Annotated in this window: 24 protein-coding genes; 14 read left to right on the forward strand and 10 right to left on the reverse strand. The window is 43.3% G+C overall.

The annotated features are described in order from the left end of the window. Window positions 1-208 precede the first annotated feature (208 nt). Window positions 209-2,260, forward strand: a complete 2,052-nt coding sequence (locus ACCB35_RS06085; protein ID WP_374056207.1) for a catalase — start codon at window positions 209-211, stop codon at window positions 2,258-2,260. 347 nt (window positions 2,261-2,607) lie between these two features. After that, window positions 2,608-4,734, forward strand: coding sequence for an AAA family ATPase (locus tag ACCB35_RS06090; RefSeq protein ID WP_374056208.1), 2,127 nt, complete (start codon window positions 2,608-2,610; stop codon window positions 4,732-4,734). A gap of 143 nt (window positions 4,735-4,877) precedes the next feature. Here the strand turns inward: ACCB35_RS06090 and ACCB35_RS06095 are convergent, their stop codons facing one another. Continuing rightward, the gene (locus tag ACCB35_RS06095; protein WP_374056209.1) at window positions 4,878-5,390 is read right to left on the reverse strand and encodes a CBO0543 family protein; all 513 of its coding nucleotides are present in this window, start codon (window positions 5,388-5,390) and stop codon (window positions 4,878-4,880) included. 113 nt (window positions 5,391-5,503) lie between these two features. Continuing rightward, complete coding sequence (locus ACCB35_RS06100) at window positions 5,504-6,247, reverse strand: Cof-type HAD-IIB family hydrolase (RefSeq protein WP_374056210.1); 744 nt, start codon at window positions 6,245-6,247, stop codon at window positions 5,504-5,506. 151 nt (window positions 6,248-6,398) lie between these two features. On the opposite strand from ACCB35_RS06100, the gene ACCB35_RS06105 reads away from it, so the two are divergent. The 4 genes from ACCB35_RS06105 to cphA all read left to right on the forward strand — a co-directional run bounded on the left by ACCB35_RS06105 (window position 6,399) and on the right by cphA (window position 12,452). After that, window positions 6,399-8,168 carry an ABC transporter ATP-binding protein gene (locus tag ACCB35_RS06105; RefSeq protein WP_374056211.1) on the forward strand — a complete coding sequence of 590 codons (1,770 nt, stop codon included), beginning with the start codon at window positions 6,399-6,401 and terminating at the stop codon, window positions 8,166-8,168. Then, window positions 8,165-8,488, forward strand: a complete 324-nt coding sequence (locus ACCB35_RS06110; RefSeq protein ID WP_374056212.1) for an MGMT family protein — start codon at window positions 8,165-8,167, stop codon at window positions 8,486-8,488. Before ACCB35_RS06105 ends, ACCB35_RS06110 begins: the two co-directional genes overlap by 4 nt. Before the next feature lie 524 nt (window positions 8,489-9,012). Then, complete coding sequence (locus ACCB35_RS06115; protein WP_374056213.1) at window positions 9,013-9,807, forward strand: cyanophycinase; 795 nt, start codon at window positions 9,013-9,015, stop codon at window positions 9,805-9,807. A gap of 14 nt (window positions 9,808-9,821) precedes the next feature. Then, a complete protein-coding gene (gene cphA / locus ACCB35_RS06120; RefSeq protein WP_374056214.1) occupies window positions 9,822-12,452 on the forward strand; it encodes a cyanophycin synthetase in 2,631 nt (876 codons plus the stop codon). An 84-nt stretch (window positions 12,453-12,536) separates the two neighbouring features. On the opposite strand, the gene ACCB35_RS06125 is transcribed toward cphA, so the two are convergent. Then, entirely contained in the window at window positions 12,537-14,159 is a 1,623-nt protein-coding gene (locus tag ACCB35_RS06125; RefSeq protein WP_374056215.1) for an ABC1 kinase family protein, read from the reverse strand. A gap of 147 nt (window positions 14,160-14,306) precedes the next feature. Here ACCB35_RS06125 and ACCB35_RS06130 point away from each other — a divergent pair, with 147 nt between their 5' ends. The 3 genes from ACCB35_RS06130 (at window position 14,307) to ACCB35_RS06140 (ending at window position 15,971) form a co-directional block, all read left to right on the forward strand. Continuing rightward, on the forward strand, window positions 14,307-14,630 hold the full coding sequence (locus ACCB35_RS06130; protein ID WP_374056216.1) for a hypothetical protein: 324 nt from the start codon (window positions 14,307-14,309) through the stop codon (window positions 14,628-14,630). A gap of 95 nt (window positions 14,631-14,725) precedes the next feature. Continuing rightward, the gene (locus tag ACCB35_RS06135) at window positions 14,726-15,076 is read left to right on the forward strand and encodes a VOC family protein (protein ID WP_374056217.1); all 351 of its coding nucleotides are present in this window, start codon (window positions 14,726-14,728) and stop codon (window positions 15,074-15,076) included. A gap of 394 nt (window positions 15,077-15,470) precedes the next feature. Then, window positions 15,471-15,971 carry a DoxX family protein gene (locus ACCB35_RS06140; protein ID WP_374056218.1) on the forward strand — a complete coding sequence of 167 codons (501 nt, stop codon included), beginning with the start codon at window positions 15,471-15,473 and terminating at the stop codon, window positions 15,969-15,971. Window positions 15,972-16,067: 96 nt separating this feature from the next. Here the strand turns inward: ACCB35_RS06140 and ACCB35_RS06145 are convergent, their stop codons facing one another. From ACCB35_RS06145 to ACCB35_RS06155, 3 genes are all read right to left on the reverse strand, one after another. Beyond that, a complete protein-coding gene (locus ACCB35_RS06145; protein ID WP_044339722.1) occupies window positions 16,068-16,253 on the reverse strand; it encodes a YfhD family protein in 186 nt (61 codons plus the stop codon). 105 nt (window positions 16,254-16,358) lie between these two features. Further along, a complete protein-coding gene (locus tag ACCB35_RS06150) occupies window positions 16,359-16,484 on the reverse strand; it encodes a YfhE family protein (RefSeq protein ID WP_082051312.1) in 126 nt (41 codons plus the stop codon). A 71-nt stretch (window positions 16,485-16,555) separates the two neighbouring features. Next, entirely contained in the window at window positions 16,556-17,461 is a 906-nt protein-coding gene (locus ACCB35_RS06155; RefSeq protein ID WP_374056219.1) for a TIGR01777 family oxidoreductase, read from the reverse strand. Between the two features lie 90 nt (window positions 17,462-17,551). Between ACCB35_RS06155 and recX the strand changes: the two genes are divergently transcribed. Beyond that, window positions 17,552-18,358 (forward strand): recombination regulator RecX, encoded by an 807-nt coding sequence (gene recX / locus ACCB35_RS06160; RefSeq protein WP_374056220.1) that lies wholly within the window; start codon window positions 17,552-17,554, stop codon window positions 18,356-18,358. A gap of 59 nt (window positions 18,359-18,417) precedes the next feature. Next, window positions 18,418-18,831, forward strand: coding sequence for a hypothetical protein (locus tag ACCB35_RS06165; RefSeq protein WP_374056221.1), 414 nt, complete (start codon window positions 18,418-18,420; stop codon window positions 18,829-18,831). Window positions 18,832-18,874: 43 nt separating this feature from the next. Here ACCB35_RS06165 and ACCB35_RS06170 read toward each other — a convergent pair whose 3' ends face one another. Next, on the reverse strand, window positions 18,875-19,546 hold the full coding sequence (locus ACCB35_RS06170) for an SDR family NAD(P)-dependent oxidoreductase (protein WP_374056222.1): 672 nt from the start codon (window positions 19,544-19,546) through the stop codon (window positions 18,875-18,877). Between the two features lie 397 nt (window positions 19,547-19,943). Here ACCB35_RS06170 and ACCB35_RS06175 point away from each other — a divergent pair, with 397 nt between their 5' ends. After that, window positions 19,944-20,270, forward strand: coding sequence for a YfhH family protein (locus ACCB35_RS06175; RefSeq protein WP_374056223.1), 327 nt, complete (start codon window positions 19,944-19,946; stop codon window positions 20,268-20,270). 39 nt (window positions 20,271-20,309) lie between these two features. Here ACCB35_RS06175 and ACCB35_RS06180 read toward each other — a convergent pair whose 3' ends face one another. Next, complete coding sequence (locus ACCB35_RS06180; RefSeq protein WP_082051311.1) at window positions 20,310-20,468, reverse strand: YpzG family protein; 159 nt, start codon at window positions 20,466-20,468, stop codon at window positions 20,310-20,312. A 31-nt stretch (window positions 20,469-20,499) separates the two neighbouring features. Continuing rightward, window positions 20,500-20,664, reverse strand: a complete 165-nt coding sequence (locus ACCB35_RS06185) for a small, acid-soluble spore protein K (protein ID WP_044339716.1) — start codon at window positions 20,662-20,664, stop codon at window positions 20,500-20,502. Window positions 20,665-20,815: 151 nt separating this feature from the next. On the opposite strand from ACCB35_RS06185, the gene ACCB35_RS06190 reads away from it, so the two are divergent. Further along, the gene (locus ACCB35_RS06190; RefSeq protein WP_034762572.1) at window positions 20,816-21,091 is read left to right on the forward strand and encodes a YfhJ family protein; all 276 of its coding nucleotides are present in this window, start codon (window positions 20,816-20,818) and stop codon (window positions 21,089-21,091) included. A 43-nt stretch (window positions 21,092-21,134) separates the two neighbouring features. On the opposite strand, the gene ACCB35_RS06195 is transcribed toward ACCB35_RS06190, so the two are convergent. Beyond that, window positions 21,135-22,121, reverse strand: coding sequence for a metal-dependent hydrolase (locus tag ACCB35_RS06195; protein WP_374056224.1), 987 nt, complete (start codon window positions 22,119-22,121; stop codon window positions 21,135-21,137). Window positions 22,122-22,211: 90 nt separating this feature from the next. Between ACCB35_RS06195 and ACCB35_RS06200 the strand changes: the two genes are divergently transcribed. Continuing rightward, complete coding sequence (locus ACCB35_RS06200; protein ID WP_299745063.1) at window positions 22,212-22,520, forward strand: hypothetical protein; 309 nt, start codon at window positions 22,212-22,214, stop codon at window positions 22,518-22,520. Window positions 22,521-22,539 lie beyond the last annotated feature (19 nt).

Consider the following 22,539-nt stretch of genomic DNA (forward strand, 5'->3'; position numbering starts at 1 on the left):
CACCTCTTTTCGTAACAAAACATTGTTACGTTACTTTGATTTCAGTTTAACAGAACAATGTTACGTTAGTAAAGGGGTTATTGGAAAATATTTAAAAATGGCCCGTTTCAACTGTCCAATAAATGTTTAAAGAAGGGGTCCAAGGGTACTAAAGAAACAGAAATGTTTTACATAGTAAACATTAATAACCGTTGAGAGGGATGAAAGAATGGGAGACGATCGTCGTACGAAAGTGAATGAGAAAAGCAAGGATGAACAGCTTGAACAGTATCGCGTTGAGGATGAAGGAAAGCATCTCACAACCAATCAAGGATTGAAGGTATCAGAAGATGAGTTTTCTTTGAAGGCAGGAGAACGGGGTCCTACCTTAATGGAGGATTTCCACTTCCGCGAGAAGATGACTCACTTTGACCATGAGCGCATACCTGAACGGATTGTTCATGCACGTGGCTTTGCTGCACACGGAGAGTTTGAACTCTATGACTCTATGAAAGAATACACCCGGGCTAAATTTCTTCAGGACACTTCAACGAAAACCCCTGTCTTTGTACGTTTTTCAACTGTGGCCGGATCCAAGGGTTCCGCAGAAACAGTGCGTGATGCACGTGGATTTGCTACCAAATTTTATACGGAAGAAGGCAATTATGATCTTGTCGGAAACAATATTCCTGTGTTTTTCATTCAAGATGCGATTAAATTTCCGGATCTAGTTCATGCACTTAAACCGGAACCACATAATGAAATGCCTCAGGCAGCTTCTGCCCACGATACGTTCTGGGATTTTATAGCGAATAACCAGGAGTCCGCTCATATGGTCATGTGGGCCATGTCCGATCGGGCGATTCCACGCAGTCTGCGTATGATGGAAGGATTCGGGGTCCATACCTTCCGCCTTGTGAACGCGGAAGGGAAGGCACATTTTGTGAAGTTCCACTGGAAGCCGGTATTGGGGACTCACTCTCTCGTTTGGGATGAAGCCCAGAAGATCAACGGGAAAGACCCGGATTTCCACCGCCGTGATTTGTATGAATCCATCGAAAATGGCGATTATCCAGAGTACGAGCTGGGAATTCAGCTCATTAAGGAAGAAGATGAGTTTAACTTTGACTTTGATGTTCTTGATCCTACCAAGCTATGGCCTGAAGAAGAAGTTCCGGTGAAAATCGTCGGGAAAATGACCCTTAATCGCAATGTGGACAATGTGTTTGCAGAAACGGAGCAAGCGGCCTTCCATCCTGGTTCCGTTGTTCCCGGGATCGATTTCTCAAATGATCCGTTATTACAAGGACGCTTATTCTCCTATACTGATACACAATTGATCCGCCTCGGTGGACCTAACTTCCATGAGCTTCCCATTAACCGACCGGTGTGCCCATTCCACAATAATCAGCGTGATGGCTATGGCCGTCATACGATTAACAAGGGCCAGGTGAGCTACCATAACAACTCACTTGCTAAAAATACTCCAGCACCTGCAAGTCAGGAAGAAGGAGGCTACACTCATTACCAGGAGAAGATGGAAGGACGTAAAGTACGGGCAAGAAGTGAAAGCTTCAAAGATCACTTCTCACAGGCCACTCTCTTCTGGAATAGCATGAGTGAGCCTGAGAAAGAGCATATCATTCAAGCCTTCAGTTTCGAGCTTGGAAAAGTGAAGAGCAAATCTGTTCAACAACAGGTAGTCGATATGTTTGCCAATGTAAGCCTGGATCTGGCAAAAGGCTTTGCAGAAGCGATAAGCGCGAAAGTTCCTAGCGGAGAAGGTTCAAAGGTAACCAAATCTTCTCCAGCTTTAAGCCAGGAAAATACGATCAAGAAACCCGCTACCCGTAAAGTAGGGGTCATCGCAGGAAACGGCTTTAAAGGTGAAGAAGTGAAAATGGTTCTCTCCGCTCTTAAAGAAGATGGCATTCAGCCTGAAATCATCAGTGACAAGCTGGGGATGAGAAAAGGGGATGACGGTACGGAGCTTGAAGTGGACCATACCTTCTTAACAGGGGAATCCGTGTTATTTGATAGCATTTACGTAGTAGGCGGAGAGAACGTAGATAAAAAGTTCTCTCAAGATACAACCTATTTTGTCAAAGAAGCGTATTCTCACTTCAAACCGATCGGTGCAACCCATGAGGGGATACACTGGTTGGAAGAAGCGGGTGTCAGCGGCTCTGGTGTGGTAACTGGGGAAGACATGAAGTCATTTGCAAAAGAATTCACAGCAGCCATCGCAGAACATCGTCACTGGGATCGAGAATTAGTATAAGATTTAATAGGAAGACTGATGACTTAATTTGAGAAGTGAGGCTGGGACAAAATTGTCTCAGCCTCATTATATATATGGAGTCTAAACCACTTTCCATCCTCCAAATCAATCACTTGATTCACTTCGTTACACCTACTATACTCTTCAATCAACAGGCAAATCGGATTTGAAAATGAAAAAATTCCCATAAGCAAAAATCTTGAAAGTCAAAAAAGGTCAAAGTATACTATCGTTATAAGGTCAAAGAAAGTCAAAGTCAAAACACTAAAACTAAACACATTGACCTTATTCATCATACAATCTACAAAACTATTAATATAAAACACTACTACAGGAGGTCATGTTTAATGAAATGCCAAGTATGTCAACACAATCAAGCAACGGTTGAAGTGTATAAGCAAGTGAATGGTCATAAGTCCAGTATGAAGATGTGTTCAGCTTGCTTTCAAAAGCAGCAAACACCTTCTGGAATACATGGAGGATTTCCGCTTGATGAGTTGTTTAAAGGGATGAGCATGGGTGGAGACTCAAACCATGGCTTCCACAATCAGCAATCTTCTCCGCAACAAGGTGGAAATGGAGGAAATGGCGTTCTCGATCAGTTTGGTCGCAATGTGACAGGGGCAGCCAAAGCTGGAATGATTGATCCTGTAATCGGCCGGGACAAAGAAGTGGACCGCGTCATTGAGATATTAAATCGTCGTAATAAGAATAACCCGGTACTCATCGGTGAGCCCGGCGTGGGTAAAACGGCTATCGCTGAAGGGTTGGCCCTTAAGATTGTAGCAGGAGATGTTCCATCCAAGTTATTAAATAAAGAAGTGTATGTGATGGATGTGGCTTCACTAACTGCCGGTACAGGCGTTCGCGGTTCTTTTGAAGAACGTTTAAAAGCCATCATCAGCGAACTTCAGAATAGAAAGAACGTGATGTTATTTATTGATGAAATCCATCAATTAGTTGGTGCCGGTTCCGCGGAAGGTTCCATGGACGCAGGGAACATTCTAAAACCTGCATTAGCCCGGGGTGAACTGCAAGTAGTCGGGGCTACCACATTGAAGGAGTACCGCCAAATTGAAAAAGACGCAGCACTTGAGCGTCGTTTCCAGCCGGTTATGGTAAACGAGCCGACACCTGAAGAAGCTATTGAGATCCTTAGAGGATTAAAAGATAAATATGAAGACTATCATGGGGTCGAGTTTACCGACGAGGCCATCGAGGCTTGTGTGAAACTATCCCATCGATATATTCAGGATCGATTCTTACCGGATAAGGCCATTGATTTAATGGATGAAGCAGGTTCTAAAGTAAATCTACAGTCAGAGGGTAAAGACAAGACTGCCCTTCTTAAAAAATTGAACGATGTAAGAGAGAAGAAGGATCTGGCAACAAAAGAAGAGAACTATGAACAAGCTGCCATCTTGCGCGATCAAGAAGCAGAATTGGAAAACAAAATGGGCGAAGATGGGTCAGACTCTAAAGCACTTGTAGAAAGAGAACTGATCCAGACGATCGTTGAATCGAAAACGGGTATTCCTGTCGGGAAGCTGCAAAGCGATGATCGGAAGCGAATGAAAGCACTGGAAGAAAACCTGGCGGGTAAAGTAATCGGACAGGAAGAAGCAGTGAAGAAAGTAGCAAAAGCGATCCGCCGCAGCCGTGCAGGATTGAAAGCGAAGCATCGTCCAATCGGTACTTTCCTCTTTGTAGGGCCAACAGGTGTAGGTAAAACAGAATTAACGAAAACACTGGCAGAAGAGTTATTCGGATCTAGGGATTCGATGCTTCGGTTAGACATGAGTGAGTATATGGAAAAACACTCTGTTTCAAAACTGATCGGTTCACCTCCAGGCTATGTAGGACATGAGGAATCCGGTCAATTGACTGAAAAAGTAAGAAGGAACCCTTACTCAATCATTCTCTTGGATGAAATCGAAAAGGCCCATCCGGATGTTCAGCACATGTTCCTGCAAATCCTTGAAGACGGACGCCTTACGGACAGTCAGGGGAGAACGGTCAGCTTTAAAGAGACTGTGATCATCATGACAAGTAACGCAGGTGTGACGGACAAGAAGGAAGCAGTGGTCGGTTTTAATACAGGGGGTACAGATGCGATAAAAGAAACGAATATTCTTCAATCACTCGGTGCCTACTTTAAGCCGGAGTTCCTGAACCGTTTTGACAGCATCATTGAATTTGAATCTCTTGAAAAAGAAGAGCTTCTTCAAATCCTTGACCTGATGCTGGACGAGTTGCAGGTTGAGCTAATGGAGCAGGGGATTACTGTAACCATCGAAGATGAAGCCAAGCGGAAGCTCGTTGAACTGGGATACCACCCTGAATTTGGTGCACGGCCATTACGCCGGGTGATCCAGGAAAGAGTGGAAGATAAGATTGCCGACTACCTTCTTGATGAAGAAGGCGTAACGGAACTAATCGTATCAGTTGAAAATGAAGAAATCATCGTGAAATAGACGAAAAGAAGCATCCTAACCGGGGTGCTTCTTTCTTTTATTCTTTTCGTTTTAAAATGGCGATATATATCGCCATCGTTACATAGACGCCTAAAACCAGGACAATAAAAAGAGGTGTAGAAATGGAATTCATAGAAACAGCCTCACTTTAAATCATGAAAAGATGGATGGAAAATCAATAATAGGATGGCAATGATGGGAACGGATAAAATGAGTGCAAGCAGAGGTTTCTTGTGATGCAATCCCAATATGGTAAACATGATGATATTAAATACGGCAGACCAGCCTAAGTTCCAGCCATTTTCGTAAAGGAAAAGCCCTTTTTTATGAAATAAGTATTCCAGGAACGTAAAGTATGCAATCCAGCTTGAGACGTACAGAAATTTCTTTTTCCGATAGGGGAAATAACGAAGATAGATCATAATCACCACTGGAATGATGAAAAAGGTGAAAATGAGATCGATTAGCGTATGATTCAACCAGTCTACCGTCACTGCTTTATACTCCCATAGAGTATGGTTATAAAAAACGACGTTATAAGAGAGATTACAGATAATATAAAACTGAACCGTTGGGTAAAAGTCCTTCCACCGCTTCCAATCAATAAAGAACTTTGCGAAAAGTATATAAACCGCGACTACCAGTAAGAGATACATAAGGGGTACAATCCTTGTTTTTGTTATTTAGTATAGACGTAATGGAAAAAGAATAGACCCCCTGTGCAGAGAAAGTGCCTGATTCAATTGAGAATCAGGCACTTTCAGTGTATTTATTCCATTCCCTTCAGAACCTTATCAATCGCTTGAGCCACACCGTGATCGGTGTTGATACCCGTCACCCAATCGGCGGCTTCCTTCACGGCTTCCTGAGCATTGCCCATGGCCACTCCGAAGCCTGATTCACGGATCATGGCGATGTCATTCATGCTGTCACCAACTGCCATGACTTGGTCCATTGAGAGATCCAGCCATTTGCACACCTTCACCAATGCTGCCGCTTTATTGACCCCGGCTGGATTGATTTCGATATTGGTCGGTGATGAATTCGTGATTTCCAGTGCTTCATTTTTTACGAGCTCGTCCATCATGACTTTACGTACGTCATCATCCTGGATATCGAAGCCGAATTTAAGCCAGTTATAAGTACCAATATCTTGATCAAAAGGCTTATTCGTATTGAAAAGTCCTTGGGAAGTGGAAGACCAGAAGTAGACATCATGCTCTTCTTTTAATTTCCAAAGCTGTTTCACAAGATCAAGATCAAGTGGGATGCTGTCTACTAGATTATATTCATGATCATAAATTTCCCCGCCGTTCACGGTTACCAGATAAGATGAACGGCCAAGCTCATCTGAAATGTCCCTGCATGTGAAAAGGGAGCGGCCGGTACTTAACACCACATGAATACCTTTTTCCTTTGCACGCTGAATGGCCTGTGCGTTTTCAGGAGATACTTCTCCTTCGTGATTGACCAGTGTTCCATCCATATCAAGGGCAATTAATTTAATATTCATTTTACCTATCACGTCCTTCTATTCATTCATATCCAGTGTAATATAATTCGAGCAAATCTTCTAGGAACCTGACTTGATGAAGGTATTATTTCCTAAGTACTGAACTTCATATTACAATAGAAAAGAGTATGTATTTGAGAGGAAGAGAACAATGGAGTCTACATATGAAAAGGGTAAGTGGAAGCAGCTTATTACTTTAATAAAGGAAACCGATCCACCGAAAACCCTGTTTGGCATTTCTATATTCTTGAGCCTGCTTACAACGATTGCTGGCCTTGCTATACCATTATTAACAAGTAAGTTGATCGATGACTTCAGTTTAGATTCGTTAAGAAAAGAGGTCATCATCGGGATGATTGCTGCCTTTTTTGTTCAAGCGATAGCAGGAGGAGTGTCTGTTTACATATTGGCGAGGGTCGGGCAGCATGTGATTGCCTCCTTGAGAGAAAAGCTTTGGAGAAAGTTGCTGGTTCTGCCCGTTTCTTATTATGATTCACATGAAACGGGTGACTCTGTCAGCCGTATGACCAGTGATACGGGAGTGATCAAGAACCTGATCACCGAGCACCTGACTGGCTTTATTACAGGGATCATTTCTGTAATAGGTGCCATCTTCGTACTGTTTTATTTAGATTGGCCCCTTACACTGGTGATGTTTTCAATCATACCACTTTCACTTTTGTTTCTTATCCCAATTGGCAAAAAGATGGCTGACATCTCAAGGGGATTGCAAACAGAGACTGCAAGCTTTTCGGCTATATTAACGAGAGTCCTTTCGGAAATCCGTCTGGTGAAGTCATCCAATGCGGAAGAGATTGAATTTCAAAAAGGGCAATCAGGAATCAAGAAGCTCTATGCCCTCGGATTAAAGGAAGGGATCATTCAAGCGTTAATGTCTCCGGTCGTTTCTTCTTTAATTATCATCGTTCTTGTCCTGATCATTGGATTCGGTGGTATCCGAGTGACCTCTGGAGCCATGACGGCCGGGGAACTTGTTGCTTTCTTCATCTACCTCTTTCAGATTATCATGCCGATCACCCAGATCATCGTGTTCGTGACTCAGTTCCAGAAAACAGTTGGGGCAACAGAGAAAGTGTTGTCGATTCTCACTTTAGACGAAGAAAAACTTGAGGAAGGAAGGTCCGTCCCTCAAACGGATCGTGCCCTGGTCCTTGACGGGGTGACGTTTGGGTATGAAGAAGGGGAGAAAGTGTTAAAGGATGTGACGATAACGGCCGAAAAAGGGAAAGTGACGGCCATCGTTGGTCCGAGTGGGAGTGGGAAAACGACACTGTTTTCATTAATTGAGCAGTTCTATAAGCCACAGCAAGGAGAGATCCTACTGGGGGAAGAGACGATCAGTTCATACTCGCTAAAATCATGGAGGGAACTTCTTGGCTACGTCTCCCAGGATAGTCCGATCTATTCGGGAACGATCGGGGACAATATCTCTTACGGGCTCCATGGGGATATATCAGAGGAAAAGATGATAGCCGCTTCAAAAATGGCTTATGCCCATGAATTTATCAAGGACCTCCCTAACGGTTATCAAACAGAAGTTGGAGAAAGAGGGATCAAGCTTTCAGGAGGACAGCGGCAGCGACTTGCCATTGCAAGAGCACTATTGAGGGACCCGGATATCCTCATGCTGGATGAAGCCACTTCAAGCCTGGACAGTCAATCGGAAATTGTCGTTCAGGAAGCCTTGAAGAACTTAATGAAGGGACGGACGACCCTCGTGATTGCCCATCGCTTATCCACCATCGTGGATGCCGATCAGATCGTCTTTTTAGAAAAAGGAAGGGTGACTGGAGTTGGTACACATGAGGAGTTGTTTACGTCCCATCCTTTATACCGTGACTTTGCGAGACAGCAGTTAAGAATAGGGGATCATCCTGATGCGGGAAGTGAATTAGCATGAAACCTTTTACTGAACGAGTGGTGAAAATCATACAGGGAATCCCTTCCGGTAAAGTGATGACGTACGGTCAAATCGCTGCACTAGCCGGCAGTCCGAGAGCTGCCAGGCAGGTCGTACGAATCCTTCATTCCATGAGTGAAAAGTATAAACTTCCCTGGCACCGGGTTTTGAATAGCAAGGGGGAAATTGGGTTCGGGGATGAAGAGCAAGCGATGCACCAAAGGCTATGTTTGGAAGCTGAGGGGGTTCATTTCATTGGGGAGAATCGGATTAAGTTAGAGGAGTATCGGTATGAGTCCGAACAGGAGTGGGACATCTAATGATAAGGATGTTCTTAAGAGTGCATAGATAAAGAGTTCATTTTTATTGGTTCAGGCTAATGGTACTGGCCGATTCCAATGTGAGATCTCTATGTCAAAACTTTAACAAGGTTTCAATCAAGAAAGCCGAAAACAATGACAAATAAAGACGTAAGTGCTATGAATGCAATGATTACGTATCCGATAACCGAATTCCCAAAGGCAGACTTCCCATTTCGGGTTTAGTCATGGGGTTCCTTCGATTTTTGACATATGGTCAGTCACATCATTAAACGGTTTTTTAGGATTTGTCATAGGATCCCCCCTTGAATTATTTTACCGTATATTTGAAAATGAAATAAAGCAAAACGATAGGAAAATGACCGAGCTCCACCTTAAATAAGGATGGACCCGGTCATTTTCTTTTTTGCTTAGGTTTGAACAATGGTCAAAAGTGGTATAGATGCTTTGTTGAAAACAAAATATATTTTAAATTTTCAACTATATTTTTGGAAAATAAATGAGAGCGAAGAGGTTGATGAAGGATGGCAAAAGGTGATTTGCTGGTCATTGGGGGCAACGAGGATAAATCGGATGAGAAAGTCATCTTATCGAAGTTCGCTGCATTATGTCAAACAAGACCAGGCCCGATCGGGATTGTTACGACTGCTACAGCTTATCCGGAGGAAGTGGGGAATGAATACGCAAGCTTGTTTCACACACTTCATGGAACAAAACCATTATTGCTCCATTTGGATTCACGGGAGAAAGCGGACAATCCCGACCTGACAGAGCAACTGTCAACACTGTCGGGGTTATTCATGACAGGCGGGGATCAGCTCAGACTCACAAGCATACTGGGGGGGACAACCTTCTATAAGCACTGCTTCCAGGAATGGAAGGGGGGACTGGTCATAGGTGGGACAAGTGCTGGCGCTGCTGTCATGAGCAGATTGATGATCATATCATCCAAGATTTCAAAAAAAGAAGATGTCTCCATCCTGGAAATGGGCTCAGGCTTCGGTTTCCTTGAAGACGTCATTATTGATCAGCACTTTTCCCAGCGTGACAGATTTACAAGGCTGATGAGGGCCATTGCCTTAAATCCTCAGATCATAGGTGTGGGAATTGATGAGAATACAGCCATTTGGGTAAATAGTGAACTCAATCAATTTGAAGTGATCGGTGAATTTAATGTGAGTATTTTTGATGGGAAAACCTCTTCCTATGTAGATGTTGCTGAAAATAAGGAGAACATGACCATTTCAGATATTCGTTTTCACACACTGGGTGAAGGCGCGATTTTTGATTTAACCAAACGGGAATTAATTATATCTTAAGGAGAGAACATTCAATGAAAATCAATCGCGTCAATTACTTATCCGGCCCTAATTTATACAGCTTCAAACCGACAATCTGCATCGAAATCGATATAGAAGGATTTGAAGAAAAGCCCTCAAATCTGCTTGAAGGGTTTACTGACGGTTTGCTTGAGGTCATGCCATCCTTATTCACACATACATGTTCACGGGGGTATGCAGGTGGCTTTGTGGAACGCCTGTATGAGGGGACGTGGATGGGACACATCCTTGAGCATATCGCACTTGAAATCCAGCATCTAGCGGGGATTTCTGTCAAGCGAGGAAAAACCATCACGAGTGAAAGGAAAGGGATTTACTTTGTGACTTACGATTATGTGGAAAAGAAGTCCGGCTATTATGCGTTCATAGCAGCGATGGAGATCGTTGCAGCCATTCTTGATCATAAAGAGGTCAGTGCCGAGCCTTACATATCAGAAACATCAGATCTCTATCATCTGCATAAAATGGGGCCGAGTACAGAAGCGATATATCAAGCAGCCAAAGACCGGAAGATACCGGTTGAAAGGACTGGGACAAACAGTCACTTGAGGCTCGGTACTGGTAAGAAACAAAAATTCGTACAGGCGACCATCTCAAGTCAATCCTCTTATCTTGCTGTTGAGAATTCCTGTGACAAAGATGAGACGAAGATATTATTGAAAAGTGCCGGTCTCCCTGTTCCAGACGGGGATGTGGTCTCAAATGAATTCGAGGTTCTTCAGTCTGCGGAAAAACTCGGATACCCTCTTGTGATCAAACCTGTCAATGGACGCCAGGGACAAAATATCGTGACGGATATCAAGAATGACCTTGATCTGCTAACGGCATATCGCTGTGTATACAGTGAAGGGACTGAATATATCATTGAGCGTTATTATAAAGGAAATGACTACCGATTTCTTGTCGTGGATGGTGAACTGATTGCCGCGAGCCTTCGCCTACCACCAACGGTTATCGGTGATGGGCGTAATTCAATCAAGGAATTAATTGAAAGTGAAAACAAAAATCCTTTGCGGGGAGAAGGGCACGAGAAAGCGATGAGCAGAATCCCCCTCGATGAAAGGACCATTGTACATTTGGAGAAGGGCGGTCACTCCCTGGATTCCGTCCTCAAAAAGGGACAGGCTCTTGAGGTTTTGGGGAACGCGAATCTTTCGACTGGTGGATCGGCCATTGACGTGACAGATGATGTCCATCCTCATTACCGGAAAATGGCAGAAGGAGCTGCGGCGGCGATCGGTCTTGATATTGCCGGGATCGATATCCTTTCAACGGATGTAACAGTCCCGTTCGAAAAGGGGGCTGCAGCCATTTTGGAAGTGAATGCTGCGCCTGGGATCCGGATGCATCATTATCCTTCAGAAGGAAAAAGCAGGGACGTCGGGGGAGCGATTGTAGACTATTTATTCTCAAATCGTGAAGAAGCGGCCATCCCCGTTGTCGCTGTGACAGGAACAAACGGAAAGACAACGACGTGCCGGCTGGTCTCCCACCTTTTGCAAAAGGAGAATGTAACCGTTGGCTTTACATGCTCGGACGGGGTTTGGATCGACGAACATCAGATTGATGAAGGCGATTGCAGCGGTCCGAAGAGCGCCAGGAAAGTACTCTCCCACCCTGGTGTTGACGTTGCTGTGCTTGAAACAGCCAGAGGTGGCATGCTAAGGGAAGGTCTGGCTTTCAGGCATTGTGACGTTGCCGTTGTAACCAATATCAGTGAAGATCATCTGGGCCTGAATGGCATAGATACTCTGGAGGATTTAAAAAAGCTGAAACAGACCGTGGCCGAAGTGGTTTTACCTGGAGGATCATGCATATTGAATGCAGATGACCCAAGATGTGTTGAAATGGCAACTGAAACATACGGGAAGGTTATCTACTTCTCCCTTTCCCTTTCCAATCCTGTGATACAGGAGCATATAGAGAATGGGCATGAGGCGTGGTACATGGATGAAGGGTGGGTCATGCATACCTGTGAGGGGAAAACCGAAAGATTCCTGCCTGTCTCTCATATCCCCCTCACCATCAAAGGAGCTGCCAGGTACAATATCCTGAATGTGCTCGGTTCTCTTGCAGCCGCCCATTCGTTAGGGCGTCCACTTTCCGAACTTCGGAGTAAGGTGATCAGTTTTCTACCGACTGAAACCCAAAATCGCGGACGGTTCAATGTACAAACCGTGCAAGGAAGAACCGTCATTGTTGATTATGCCCACAATCCAGCGGGCTTAAGGGCCTTATTCGATACCATCGCTCATCTGAAGGATGGAAGAGTCATCACGGTTGGCTCAGCAGCGGGGGACAGGAAAGATGAAACGATTCATGATATGGGGAGGATTTTTGGAGAACACTCGGATATCTTCATTATCAAGGAGGATCTGAATTTAAGGGGAAGGACACCGGGAGAAACCATCCATTTGCTGACCAGCGGTGTGAAACAATCCAAAGTACAGCCATTGATTCATGTGCAACCTGAAGAAATCCATGCTTTGTTCATGGCATGGAAGATGTCACAACCCGGTGACACACTACTGTTCCTATATGACGATTACGCATCCGTTCAAACCTTTACCGAAGAGGTCATGAAGAGCTCTGTTTCAAGGCCCGAGTTTCAAAGGGCTGAATAGAATTGTGCTTCTATAACTCATTTGTAACAGAAGAAAAAAGCTCAGAGGAGACTCTGAGCTTTTACTTTCAATAAGTACTCTCTGTTAATGCAGCTGGCCGTTCTTCAATTTCTTGAGCCACCTTCTTTGCCTTGTGGTAATAAACCAATACCCGGCCAAACCAAATCCTGCAAGTCCAAAGCTTCCTTGCAAGAGGAGTTCCATGTCGAACCCGAGTCCTGTGAATCCACCTGCGAACCCTGACAGTATAAGGATAAAAGCTTGCTTCTTTTGGCTCTCATATATCTTGAATTGAAACTCGTTTTGCTGCTGATGATCTTTTTGTTCGAGTGCTTTATCCGTTACGTCCAGAAGCTGCCGGATTTTTTGCAACGTTTGAAACAAGGGCTGAGCACTTATCCATTTCATAAAGAGCTCCCACTTGTTTGTGTTACTATCCTTAACCCAATCCATGAAGGCAGGTTTGACGACATCGAGGGTTTCCTCATCTGGACTCAATGTATGAACAAGCCCTTCTATGGTTGCAAAAGACCGACCTAAAAAGATGAAGCGGGTAGGGACTTGTATAGGCAATGATTTCACCATATCGTTGATTTCCTTCTTTACCGAAATCAGATCCATCTGTTTGAACTCCTCCATATCGAGAGTGACAAATTCCTTCAGCACAGGTTCAATGGTTTTCGGACTTGCATCAGGAAGGAGGAACCCTAATTGAGCCAACGCTTCGGCTGCTTTCCGGAAATTTTTTAGAAGAATTCCTTCCAGAAGATCTTGAAAGTGAGTGGAATCCCTCTTGGAAATTTCCCCGATCATTCCATAATCCAGGAGAACGAAGGTACCATCCGGCTGAAGCAGTATATTCCCTGCATGTGGATCGGCATGGAAGACTCCGGGCTCAAGCCATTGGGGAAGGAAAAGGCGAAACAATTCCTTAGCTAACTTCTGCCCGTCCAATCCATACGACTCAAATGCTTTTCGGTCATTCAATCGAAAGCCATCCACCCATTCCATTACCAGTACTTTATCTGTACAAAGTTCAGGATACATAGCAGGAATCTTCACATTAGGGTGGTCCCTGAACCGTTGTTTGAATGAAATACCGGTGTTCATTTCCTTTGAAAAGTCGAGCTCCTGTTCGATGACTTGCTTTAATTCCTTATAAAGCATTTTGAAATCAATGAAACCTTTTGGAACGGGTGCGAAATACCTGGCAAACCAAATAATGATGGCGAGGGAGCGGAAATCCGTCTTCACCAGGGAAGGAATCTCAGGCCGCTGCACCTTGACAGCCGCTTGGGTACCATCAAACAGCGTCGCCTTGTATACTTCTCCAATAGAAGCTGAAGCGACGGCTTCCTGGTCGATGGCCTGTACCTTGGTAGTCACCGAGCCGTCCCATTCGCGTTCCAGAACCTTTTCAATCTCCTCCCATGGTGAAGGAGGGACGTGATCGACCAAATCCTGTATTTGATTGATGAATCCTTTCGGCAGCAGATCCTCACGTATACTTAACAGTTGTCCAACCTTTATCAACACACCATTTAATTCAAAGAGAGTTTCTTTAAACTCCTTTCCTATCCGTTCCAAAAGCTTATCTTTCTCCCATTGGGACTTACCGCGGAGACGGTACCAATAGATTCTTACCACGATTGAAAATGCTAATGATAATACCTTCCACATTCTCCAAAGCTTCTTCTCTGACTTCATCGTTTCATCTCCCGTAACCGGACTGTCTAGTTCTATTATGTAATACGGATAAAAAAGAAGAAAGTTTCTACTTCTATAACTATCAGAAAATTCTATCCTTTTAATGGTTTTTTATGGTAAAATACATTTTATTGAAAGGAGAAATGTATGTTCGTAAAAGTCTACGAGTATCATATTCAGCCGGAAAAAATAGAAGAATTCTTTAAAGTACAAGAAAAGGCTGGTGAAATTTATAGAAAGTACTTAGAAAGCCATACGATCTATTTGAAAAAGCAAGATTACGGAACAAAATGGATGGAGATTAGTAGATACAAAGACGAAAGTGAATACAAAAAAAGCATAGAGTTGATTAATGAGCATGAAGAAATTCAGCATCTATTCACAGATTTTCAATCCCTACTTGTACCGGGCAGCGAAATAGTAGAAGAGGATTTTTTGCAGATTGAAGAAAAGAACTCATTAGGGATGTGAATGAAGATATGTTTGGGACTTGATTCAAAGCATGATGCGTGGGTGTATACGATTTAGGGAATGGCCCAAAAAAATACGAAATTGAGGTGTAGTATATGAAACTGGCATTTCTATGTCATCCGGTTAAAGATTTAACGGAATCTCTCCATTATTATCGTGATACTTTAGGGTTTGAAGAAGCATGGCGCGAAGGAGATCACACGATTGCTCTCAAGTTACCAGGTACGGATGTTCAATTGATGATCGAGAATGATGAGCCTGATTTAGCACCCGGTGGAATTTTCATCGTAGACAGCGTAGACGAATATTATGAACAACATCAAGTAAAACTTCATTTCATTAAAACTCCATGTGATATTCCTCCAGGCAGATATGCAATATACCAAGATGATAGTGACAATTTAATCCGAATTATTGATTTGAGTCGAGAGGGTAGAGGGGTTTAATGAAGTTCAACTGTTGAATTGACCCAGTTGTTTTCGGCTTGGGAACGAATAGCTGAAAATCGGTGGATATGTAGCAGTTGATCATTCGCTGATTTTCAGTTGTTGAATTTCGCCCGGAAATCAGCAGCCGAATCTCAAAAAACTTGACTCGTAAAGAAGTAAGTAACGTTTTCGAAGCTATTCTTAACCGGATTTGACACCTTTGTGAACTGATCAAAAGCCTATTGCAATAAGGATGGAGAAGAGGTATATTATAAATGTAAAGAAAATGTGAAACATTTCACAAATAAAACAGCTACCATATCAAAAATCATCATAAACTTTGAACAACTGTTTTTTTTAATCACTCTTGTGAAGTATTTCACAATATACATCCTAAAGGAGATGATCCATCATGAGATGGTGGGAAGATCAAAAGGTGAGCATGGTTTGGACAGTCATTAGAATTTGGTTGGGCGTTCAATGGCTGGAAGCGGGTTGGCATAAGGTGAATGATGGTTTTGATGCAAGTGGCTTCCTGCATGGGGCATTGGCTAAGGCGACGGGAGATCATCCAGCCGTTCAAGGGTGGTATGCAGAATTTCTAAAAGGTTTCGCTATACCGAATGTAGATTTATTCAATGTTTTGATTCCTTGGGGAGAAGTGCTGGTGGGAGCTGGCTTGATTGTCGGATTCATGACAATACCGGCGTTACTGGCAGGGGCATTCATGAACTTAAACTTCTTATTAGCTGGTACAGTGAGCACGAATCCAGTTCTCTACACAGTTGCCATCATCCTTCTTTTTGCCGGCAGAGGGGCAAATTGTTGGGGAGTTGACCGCTGGGTGATGCCTTACCTGAAACATATGGTTCTAGCTAAAGACGAGCATCATAAAAAGCCGATCGTGGTATGATAGTACGTTTAATTAAAACCACCCATGCAGTCACTGCATGGGTGGTTTCTTAATGAATTCCTCAGGACCTATCTTTTTTTACCTACCGGGATTGCTCTATTGGTTTTTCTTCACTCGTGCACGCTGGTTTGCAGCATTGGCGCGAGCTTGTGCTTCCATATCAGCCTGGTCGGCAAGTTCACGTGAGAACTCTTCGTCAACACCGTCAGATTTGAGCTGAGCGGGTGTTTGAGGCAAGCTGTTTTTGTTTCCTCGTTTACTATTTCCGCGTGATCTGCCCAATATGAACATCCCCTTTTCAGTTGGATAAAAAATAAAGGTACAGACTAACGAGTCTGTACCTTTATTTTTCTTCAAAGTAAGGTTTTTTAGTTAGGTAATAATTGACTATCTGTGGGATTTGGAAGTGAAGCCGCCTGCACGATCTGCTGCTTTGAATTCCCTTGAATACGTTACTTCCTGTGCACTGGATAGAACTGATTTGTTTTTGTCTTTCTTTTTCTTATTATCCATTCGTATGTACTTCCCTTCTTTTCAAGATTAATTCTATTTTTGCCTTGAAAGGAAGGGGGCATACCTGTGATTTAATGATAAATATCGATCAAGGCACTTTTAAGTTCAGGGTATTCAAATTGAAAACCGTTTTCTGAAAGGACACTCGGAAGTACCTTTTGTCCTTCCAGCACCAAGGCGCTCATTTCCCCCATGGCTACTTTTAAAGCAAGGGAAGGGACAGGGATCCAGTGTGGTCTGCCAAGCACGGCCCCGAGTATTTTCCCAAACTCTTTCATGGTAACGGGAGAAGGTGCTGTCACATTCACCGGTCCGGAGATGGATTCCGTTTCCGCAATGAAATGCACCGCTCTTGCGATGTCTTTTATATGGACCCACGACATCCATTGGTCCCCGGACCCGACCGTGCCTCCCACAAACATTTTATAAGGAAGAGCGATACGGGGGAGGGCGCCATCGTCTTTCCCCAGAATAATTCCGAAGCGTGCATATGCAACCCGGATGCCCAGCTGATTCGCCTTGCTCGCTTCCTTTTCCCATATTTGAACGGTTTCTCCTAAAAAGTTGTCTGCCGTTTCAGTTGACACTTCCGTATACGTGTTCGTTTTTGAAGAAGGGTAGTAGCCGATTGCACTTGCGTTGATAAGACACGCCGGTTTTTCTGTCAGTGCCTTAATAATGTTGATCACCTCTTGAGTTGAGTTGATCCGGCTATTGATGATTCGTTTCTTACGATCTTCCGTCCAGCGGCCGCTGTTGATGGATTCCCCTGCAAGGTTAATGAAGGCTTGTATTCCTTCGAGCTCCTCTTCGGGTTTCGCACCGTCGGATAGCCATTTTACATAGGTAACACCTGAACGATTGTCGTATTTATCCGGATTTCGGGTAAGTATCATTACTTCATGTTGGTGTTCGAGAAGTTCCTCCGTCAAAGCCTGACCGACAAAACCCGTACCACCTGTTATAGCGATCTTCATCATCATCCCTCCAATATACTTATTATTTTACCTATCTACAGAATAAAAAACATATGCTGAATGTGTTAGGATTACTATGAGGTGGAAAATATGGGTAAGATTTCGAAAATAACGAAGCAAGTGAAGAACGATGAGCGTTACAATTTATTTATAGATGGAAAATATGCCTTCAGTGTCGATGAAGCAGTCCTGGCGAAGTTTCAGCTCAGAAAAGGATTGGAGATCGATGAGCTTGAGATTTCTGAGCTACAATACGAAGACGATGTGAAAAAAGCATTCAATAAAGCCATACAGTATTTAGCCTATCGAATGCGTACGGAAAAAGAGATTCGGGATCATCTACAAGAAGGGGATCCCGAAGATGGAATCATCCAGGAAGTGATTCATAAATTAAATGATATTAAATACATCAATGATTTAGAATTCGCACACGCATTTGTCGGGACTCACATGAATACATCTGATAAGGGTCCTACATGGATCCGTGGGGAATTAAGAAGAAAAGGGGTGGATGACCCTTATATCGAAGAGGCTCTTGCTGTATTCTCAGTAGAGAAGCAGGTTGACAAAGCGGTCGGCCTTACCGAAAAACTTCTTCAGAAATACAGAAAAGACTCCAAAATGATCGCCAGGCAAAAGATTGAACAAAACCTGATGCGAAAAGGATACCCGGGTTCTGTTATGAAAATCGTCTGGGAAACAGTAGAATCAGATCGCGATGACGATGAAAAATGGGATGCCGTCTATCATCAAGGATTAAAGGCTCATAGAAAACTGAGTTCTAAATATGATGGATATGAGTACGTCCAAAAAATGAAACAAACGCTATATCGAAAAGGTTTTTCAATGGAGGACATCGAAAGACTTTTAGAAGAATTAAAAGAAAATGAAGAATGATTTGTTGTTTTCAAGATAGATTAGAGAGAACGAATGGGCTATGACAAGGGGGAATTCTGGTGGAGATTTTTACGATTCTATTTGTTTGTTTGACACTATTGCTGCTGATCGGTACGACTAAAAAGTTCAAGCTTTATGCAGGTGGAGTAGTGGTGGGGGCAGCTGCACTATTTGTCATTGGTGAAATCATCATTAAAGTTCAAACCGGATTCTATACCCTGGGGAAGCAAGAGTGGTATAACCAGGGGTACGCCGAAACAATGGGGAAATGGGTGATGCCATTTTTTCTCTTGGGTGTGGCGATCTTCCTCATCCTCGTTAACATCCGGATGATTCAGCAGTTTCTAAGAAGAAAAGAAGGTATCCGCTGGGTGTGGATGGCTCTTGTAGTCGTGATTGATGCCTTTGCTGTATTTTTGGTCCCCGTGTTATTATTTATCGTGGCCTTTATGTTCTTCCCATTTGCTCCATAATCGAGAAGGCAGTCTTCCTTTAGGGAAGGCTGCCTTCTAAGTTTTATTTTTTTGATTCAATGACGATCTCGTTTTTTTCTTTGAATTCATTCACAATCAATTCCGCAACCTCTTTAGGAGAGCGAAGCCTTGAAGGGTCACTGATATGATCACTGTTCTCCCAGAATGGAGTATCCATTCCACCCATATATGCATTCACGATGCGAAGGTTCGAATCTTCGTACTCTTTCTGTAAGCTCTCACCAAATCCTCTTAGGGCAAACTTGCTAGCTACATACAATGATTCGTTCTTTTTACCTCTAAGGCCAGCTGTTGAAATAATGTTAATTATGGTGCTATTTTGGTCCAGTTGATCTAGAAGTGCCTTGGTAAGTCGAATGGGACCCAGTGCATTTGTTTCAAACATGTTTACTAATTCCTCATCGTCTGAATCCTTGAAGGGACCAAAATAGCCTACTCCTGCGTTATGTATGAGTAATTCAACAGTATGACCATTAAGATGATTTTTGCCGAATTGTTGAATGTCTTGAGTTGAACGGATATCCAACGTGTCAAATGAAACCTGTCCGCCTAAGCTTTCGATTTCTGCTGCGGCTTCTTTTAAACGGTCTTCCGTTCGCCCAAGAAGGAAGATATGATATCCTTGCTGGCTAAGCAGTTTTCCTAATTCTTTTCCGAGGCCCGAGCCTCCTCCTGTGATGATGGCTGTTTTCATGAAAGTGTCATCCTTTCTTGTGAATGTGGTTACATAATTATCTTGGAATAAGGGTCCGTCTTATGCTTGTCGGGTCTGACCAGTCGTCTCCGCTTTTCTTATTGTCCAGCTCCAGCGGCTAGCCCCTCGAGGTCATAAGCCGTGATGGCCAAAAAGGCAAAGAACGCCTTTTCAGCCATCCCGTCTTATGCTTGTCGGGTCTGACCAAGCCGCTTCCGCTTTTCTTATTGTCCAGCTGCGGGGCTTAGAGGCTCGAGGTCATAAGTCCAGCCCACCAAAAAGGCAAAGAGCGCCTTTCCGGTGGACTTGCCTTATGCTTGTCGCCTCTTTGCAAAGCCCCTCCGCTTTTCTTATTGTATCATTTTCTCTATACTACTATTAGTAGAGGTGATGAAGGATGGAACAAGAGAGAAGATATAGTGAGATGACGGAGCATGAGTTGAAGCAGGAAATTGCTTCGTTGAAGGAGAAGGCAAGAAAGGCTGAACAGTTGGGAATTGTGAATGAGTTTGCCGTGTTGGAGCGCAAGGCCCTTATGGCGCAGGCTTATCTAATGAATCCCGACAACTACAAACCTGGAGGAATCTACGCGATAGAAGGAGATCCCGGTACATATTTCAGAGTGGACTACTTAAACGGGGTATTCGCCTGGGGATATCGCTTGGGTGGCGATGGAAAAGAAGAGGCTCTGCCCATCTCCCTTTTAGCTGGAGAAAAGAAATGATGAAGAGGTCCGTCATAGGGACGGACCTCGGGAAGCAGTCTAGGAACGCTTGCGTGTCTGGTTCTCTAGAATGATTAAGTCTTGAGTTTGTGTGGTTTGTCCATTTGCTTGGGAATGGGCATGCTTTGGATTGTAGAATGCCTTGTTAAATGGACTACTGTACTTATTTCGGTAGAAGTTGTTTTTCATGTTTGCCATCGTAACTACCCCCTAAACAAATTTCACTTCATTAAAGTGAGTCGTGATCTCTTTCTCCAGAAGCTTTCATACGTTCTTGAGGATGGGTATTGATGGTGCCGTTAGCCCTTTTAGATGCAAATTCAGCTTTAGCTCTCGGTTCACCTTCGAATTTATTGTTATTCATGTTAGGGAACCCTGTCGTTTTATTTCGCATAATGTGCCTCCTAAAAGGTGAAATGTATTTACTCATACCGTGAAGAAGCAAAGATTCACAACTAAGCTTAACCACGTACTTATAGTATGGGTGAAATGGTGTACATTATCATAAAAGCGGGAACTAAATATTTGGAAAAGGAGGAGACAAAATGGAGTCAACATTCCACGAATTAACTCAGTTGTTAATTGAAAAAAATAATAAGCTCTCGTATGAAAAAGCAAGAACCTGGATTGAACTTGTCTGGGAGGATTTCGAAGCAACATACGCAAAAGCAGGTTACGATTATAAAGGGAAAGCAGTAACGGAAAAAGTCGTTCGCCAATGGGTGAATACCTACGGAGAACAGATCCACGAATTCGCTGCACAAAACCCTAAATACAAACACCTGATCGACGATAAAGAAGATGATGATTTAGTACATTAAAGTGATGAGGGACGGACCTTTTAAAGGTCCGTCCCTCACTGCTTTAATCGATTAAAATGTCGATGTCCACTTTTGAGCGGAGTTTTTCTTCGCTGAAGACCCATCCTGTGTAGGAGCTGACGATGTTCAGGTCTTTGTCTAGCTGTACCAGGGCGACGAATGGATAATGTCCGTTATTTCTGTAACGAAGATCGATAAAGCGTACTTCAAAGTGATCTTCGTATTCGTCCACTTCCCAGCGGTAAACCGGGGAAAAGGAAAGAAAGGCCGCCAGATTTTTATCTTTTTTAGCAACATTGATTACTGGATTTTCAGGAATCGGTACCCGTTCAAATTTATCAAAAATTGTAATCGACCGTCTAAATGCTCTAGCGACATAATAATGCTCCTTCGTGACGATGGCTAATCGCCATTGGAAAAATCGGATGGTCGGGGAAACAATGATTTTTTCCGCATTCGGAATTCTTCGCTTCACAGCATTTTTCACGGCTTTTTGAACTTGGAATCTCAAGACATAATAAGCAAAAATCACAATGTACATTACCAAAAAGGTTTTTCCCGGGGGTAATCCAATGCCCCAGAGGATCAATCCCCCGATATGAATCCCGAAAATAATCGGGTCAAACGTGTTAATGACCCCTAAAGCGACCCATTTCGACGAAATCGGTCGGATGGCCTGGGTCCCATAGGCGTTGAATATGTCGACAAATACATGGAGGAATACGGCCACAAATGTCCAAATCCATAAATGAAGCAAATCTGCACCCGGGAAAAATGGATAAAGGCAAGCGACAATTAGAAGCGGCCACAGAGCAACAGCTGGAATACTGTGGGTGATGCCACGGTGATGACGTATATAGACGGCATTATTGCGTAATTTCAAAACGGTATCAATGTCTGGTATTTGAGAGCCGATGACTGCTGCAACCAGCACACTTTGAGAAGTGGCTGCACTTTCAGCAACAACGGGATCCAGGGTGGCTAAGCCCCCAAGAGCGAAACCCATGACAATATGAGTGCCTGTATCCAAAAAAAGTCCTCCCTTGGCTCATTTTCATCTGTTTTCTTTATGACTTGTATTCATTTTTGAACATGATATGGTTAAAAGGAGTTTATTTCAATGAAAAACACTTTACACATTTACTTAGAATATGAAATAAAACAAAATTTTCAACCTCAATATAAGCAGATTATGAATAATATCGTAGAGACATTACCACAATACGACGCCTTTAATATCCAATGGGAAAAGTCCGAAGCCGACTCTAATCGTTACATCGAACGGTTTATTGTGCCCACGGAATCCCATTTCCATGTTTTGAAACGTTTACGAACTTCCCGTCGTCATTTATTATTTGGATTATTGGACGAATGTATTTGTGGAGGATTAAAAGAAATAAACCTTGTTGGCTTAAAAACACAGCTTTAATTATTTATTCCCTATTCAA

The sequence above is a fragment of the Rossellomorea sp. FM04394 genome, assembly GCF_041889765.1.
In the GTDB taxonomy this organism is placed as follows: Bacteria; Bacillota; Bacilli; order Bacillales; family Bacillaceae_B; genus Rossellomorea; species Rossellomorea aquimaris_B.

Coding starts and splice junctions, on each gene's coding strand:
- ACCB35_RS06085 (WP_374056207.1), top strand. CDS start 209: ATGGGAGACGATCGTCGTACGAAAGTGAATGAGAAAAGCAAGGATGAA.
- ACCB35_RS06090 (WP_374056208.1), top strand. CDS start 2,608: ATGAAATGCCAAGTATGTCAACACAATCAAGCAACGGTTGAAGTGTAT.
- ACCB35_RS06095 (WP_374056209.1), bottom strand. CDS start 5,390: ATGTATCTCTTACTGGTAGTCGCGGTTTATATACTTTTCGCAAAGTTC.
- ACCB35_RS06100 (WP_374056210.1), bottom strand. CDS start 6,247: ATGAATATTAAATTAATTGCCCTTGATATGGATGGAACACTGGTCAAT.
- ACCB35_RS06105 (WP_374056211.1), top strand. CDS start 6,399: ATGGAGTCTACATATGAAAAGGGTAAGTGGAAGCAGCTTATTACTTTA.
- ACCB35_RS06110 (WP_374056212.1), top strand. CDS start 8,165: ATGAAACCTTTTACTGAACGAGTGGTGAAAATCATACAGGGAATCCCT.
- ACCB35_RS06115 (WP_374056213.1), top strand. CDS start 9,013: ATGGCAAAAGGTGATTTGCTGGTCATTGGGGGCAACGAGGATAAATCG.
- cphA (WP_374056214.1), top strand. CDS start 9,822: ATGAAAATCAATCGCGTCAATTACTTATCCGGCCCTAATTTATACAGC.
- ACCB35_RS06125 (WP_374056215.1), bottom strand. CDS start 14,159: ATGAAGTCAGAGAAGAAGCTTTGGAGAATGTGGAAGGTATTATCATTA.
- ACCB35_RS06130 (WP_374056216.1), top strand. CDS start 14,307: ATGTTCGTAAAAGTCTACGAGTATCATATTCAGCCGGAAAAAATAGAA.
- ACCB35_RS06135 (WP_374056217.1), top strand. CDS start 14,726: ATGAAACTGGCATTTCTATGTCATCCGGTTAAAGATTTAACGGAATCT.
- ACCB35_RS06140 (WP_374056218.1), top strand. CDS start 15,471: ATGAGATGGTGGGAAGATCAAAAGGTGAGCATGGTTTGGACAGTCATT.
- ACCB35_RS06150 (WP_082051312.1), bottom strand. CDS start 16,484: ATGGATAATAAGAAAAAGAAAGACAAAAACAAATCAGTTCTATCCAGT.
- ACCB35_RS06155 (WP_374056219.1), bottom strand. CDS start 17,461: ATGAAGATCGCTATAACAGGTGGTACGGGTTTTGTCGGTCAGGCTTTG.
- recX (WP_374056220.1), top strand. CDS start 17,552: ATGGGTAAGATTTCGAAAATAACGAAGCAAGTGAAGAACGATGAGCGT.
- ACCB35_RS06170 (WP_374056222.1), bottom strand. CDS start 19,546: ATGAAAACAGCCATCATCACAGGAGGAGGCTCGGGCCTCGGAAAAGAA.
- ACCB35_RS06175 (WP_374056223.1), top strand. CDS start 19,944: ATGGAACAAGAGAGAAGATATAGTGAGATGACGGAGCATGAGTTGAAG.
- ACCB35_RS06180 (WP_082051311.1), bottom strand. CDS start 20,468: ATGGCAAACATGAAAAACAACTTCTACCGAAATAAGTACAGTAGTCCA.
- ACCB35_RS06185 (WP_044339716.1), bottom strand. CDS start 20,664: ATGCGAAATAAAACGACAGGGTTCCCTAACATGAATAACAATAAATTC.
- ACCB35_RS06190 (WP_034762572.1), top strand. CDS start 20,816: ATGGAGTCAACATTCCACGAATTAACTCAGTTGTTAATTGAAAAAAAT.
- ACCB35_RS06200 (WP_299745063.1), top strand. CDS start 22,212: ATGAAAAACACTTTACACATTTACTTAGAATATGAAATAAAACAAAAT.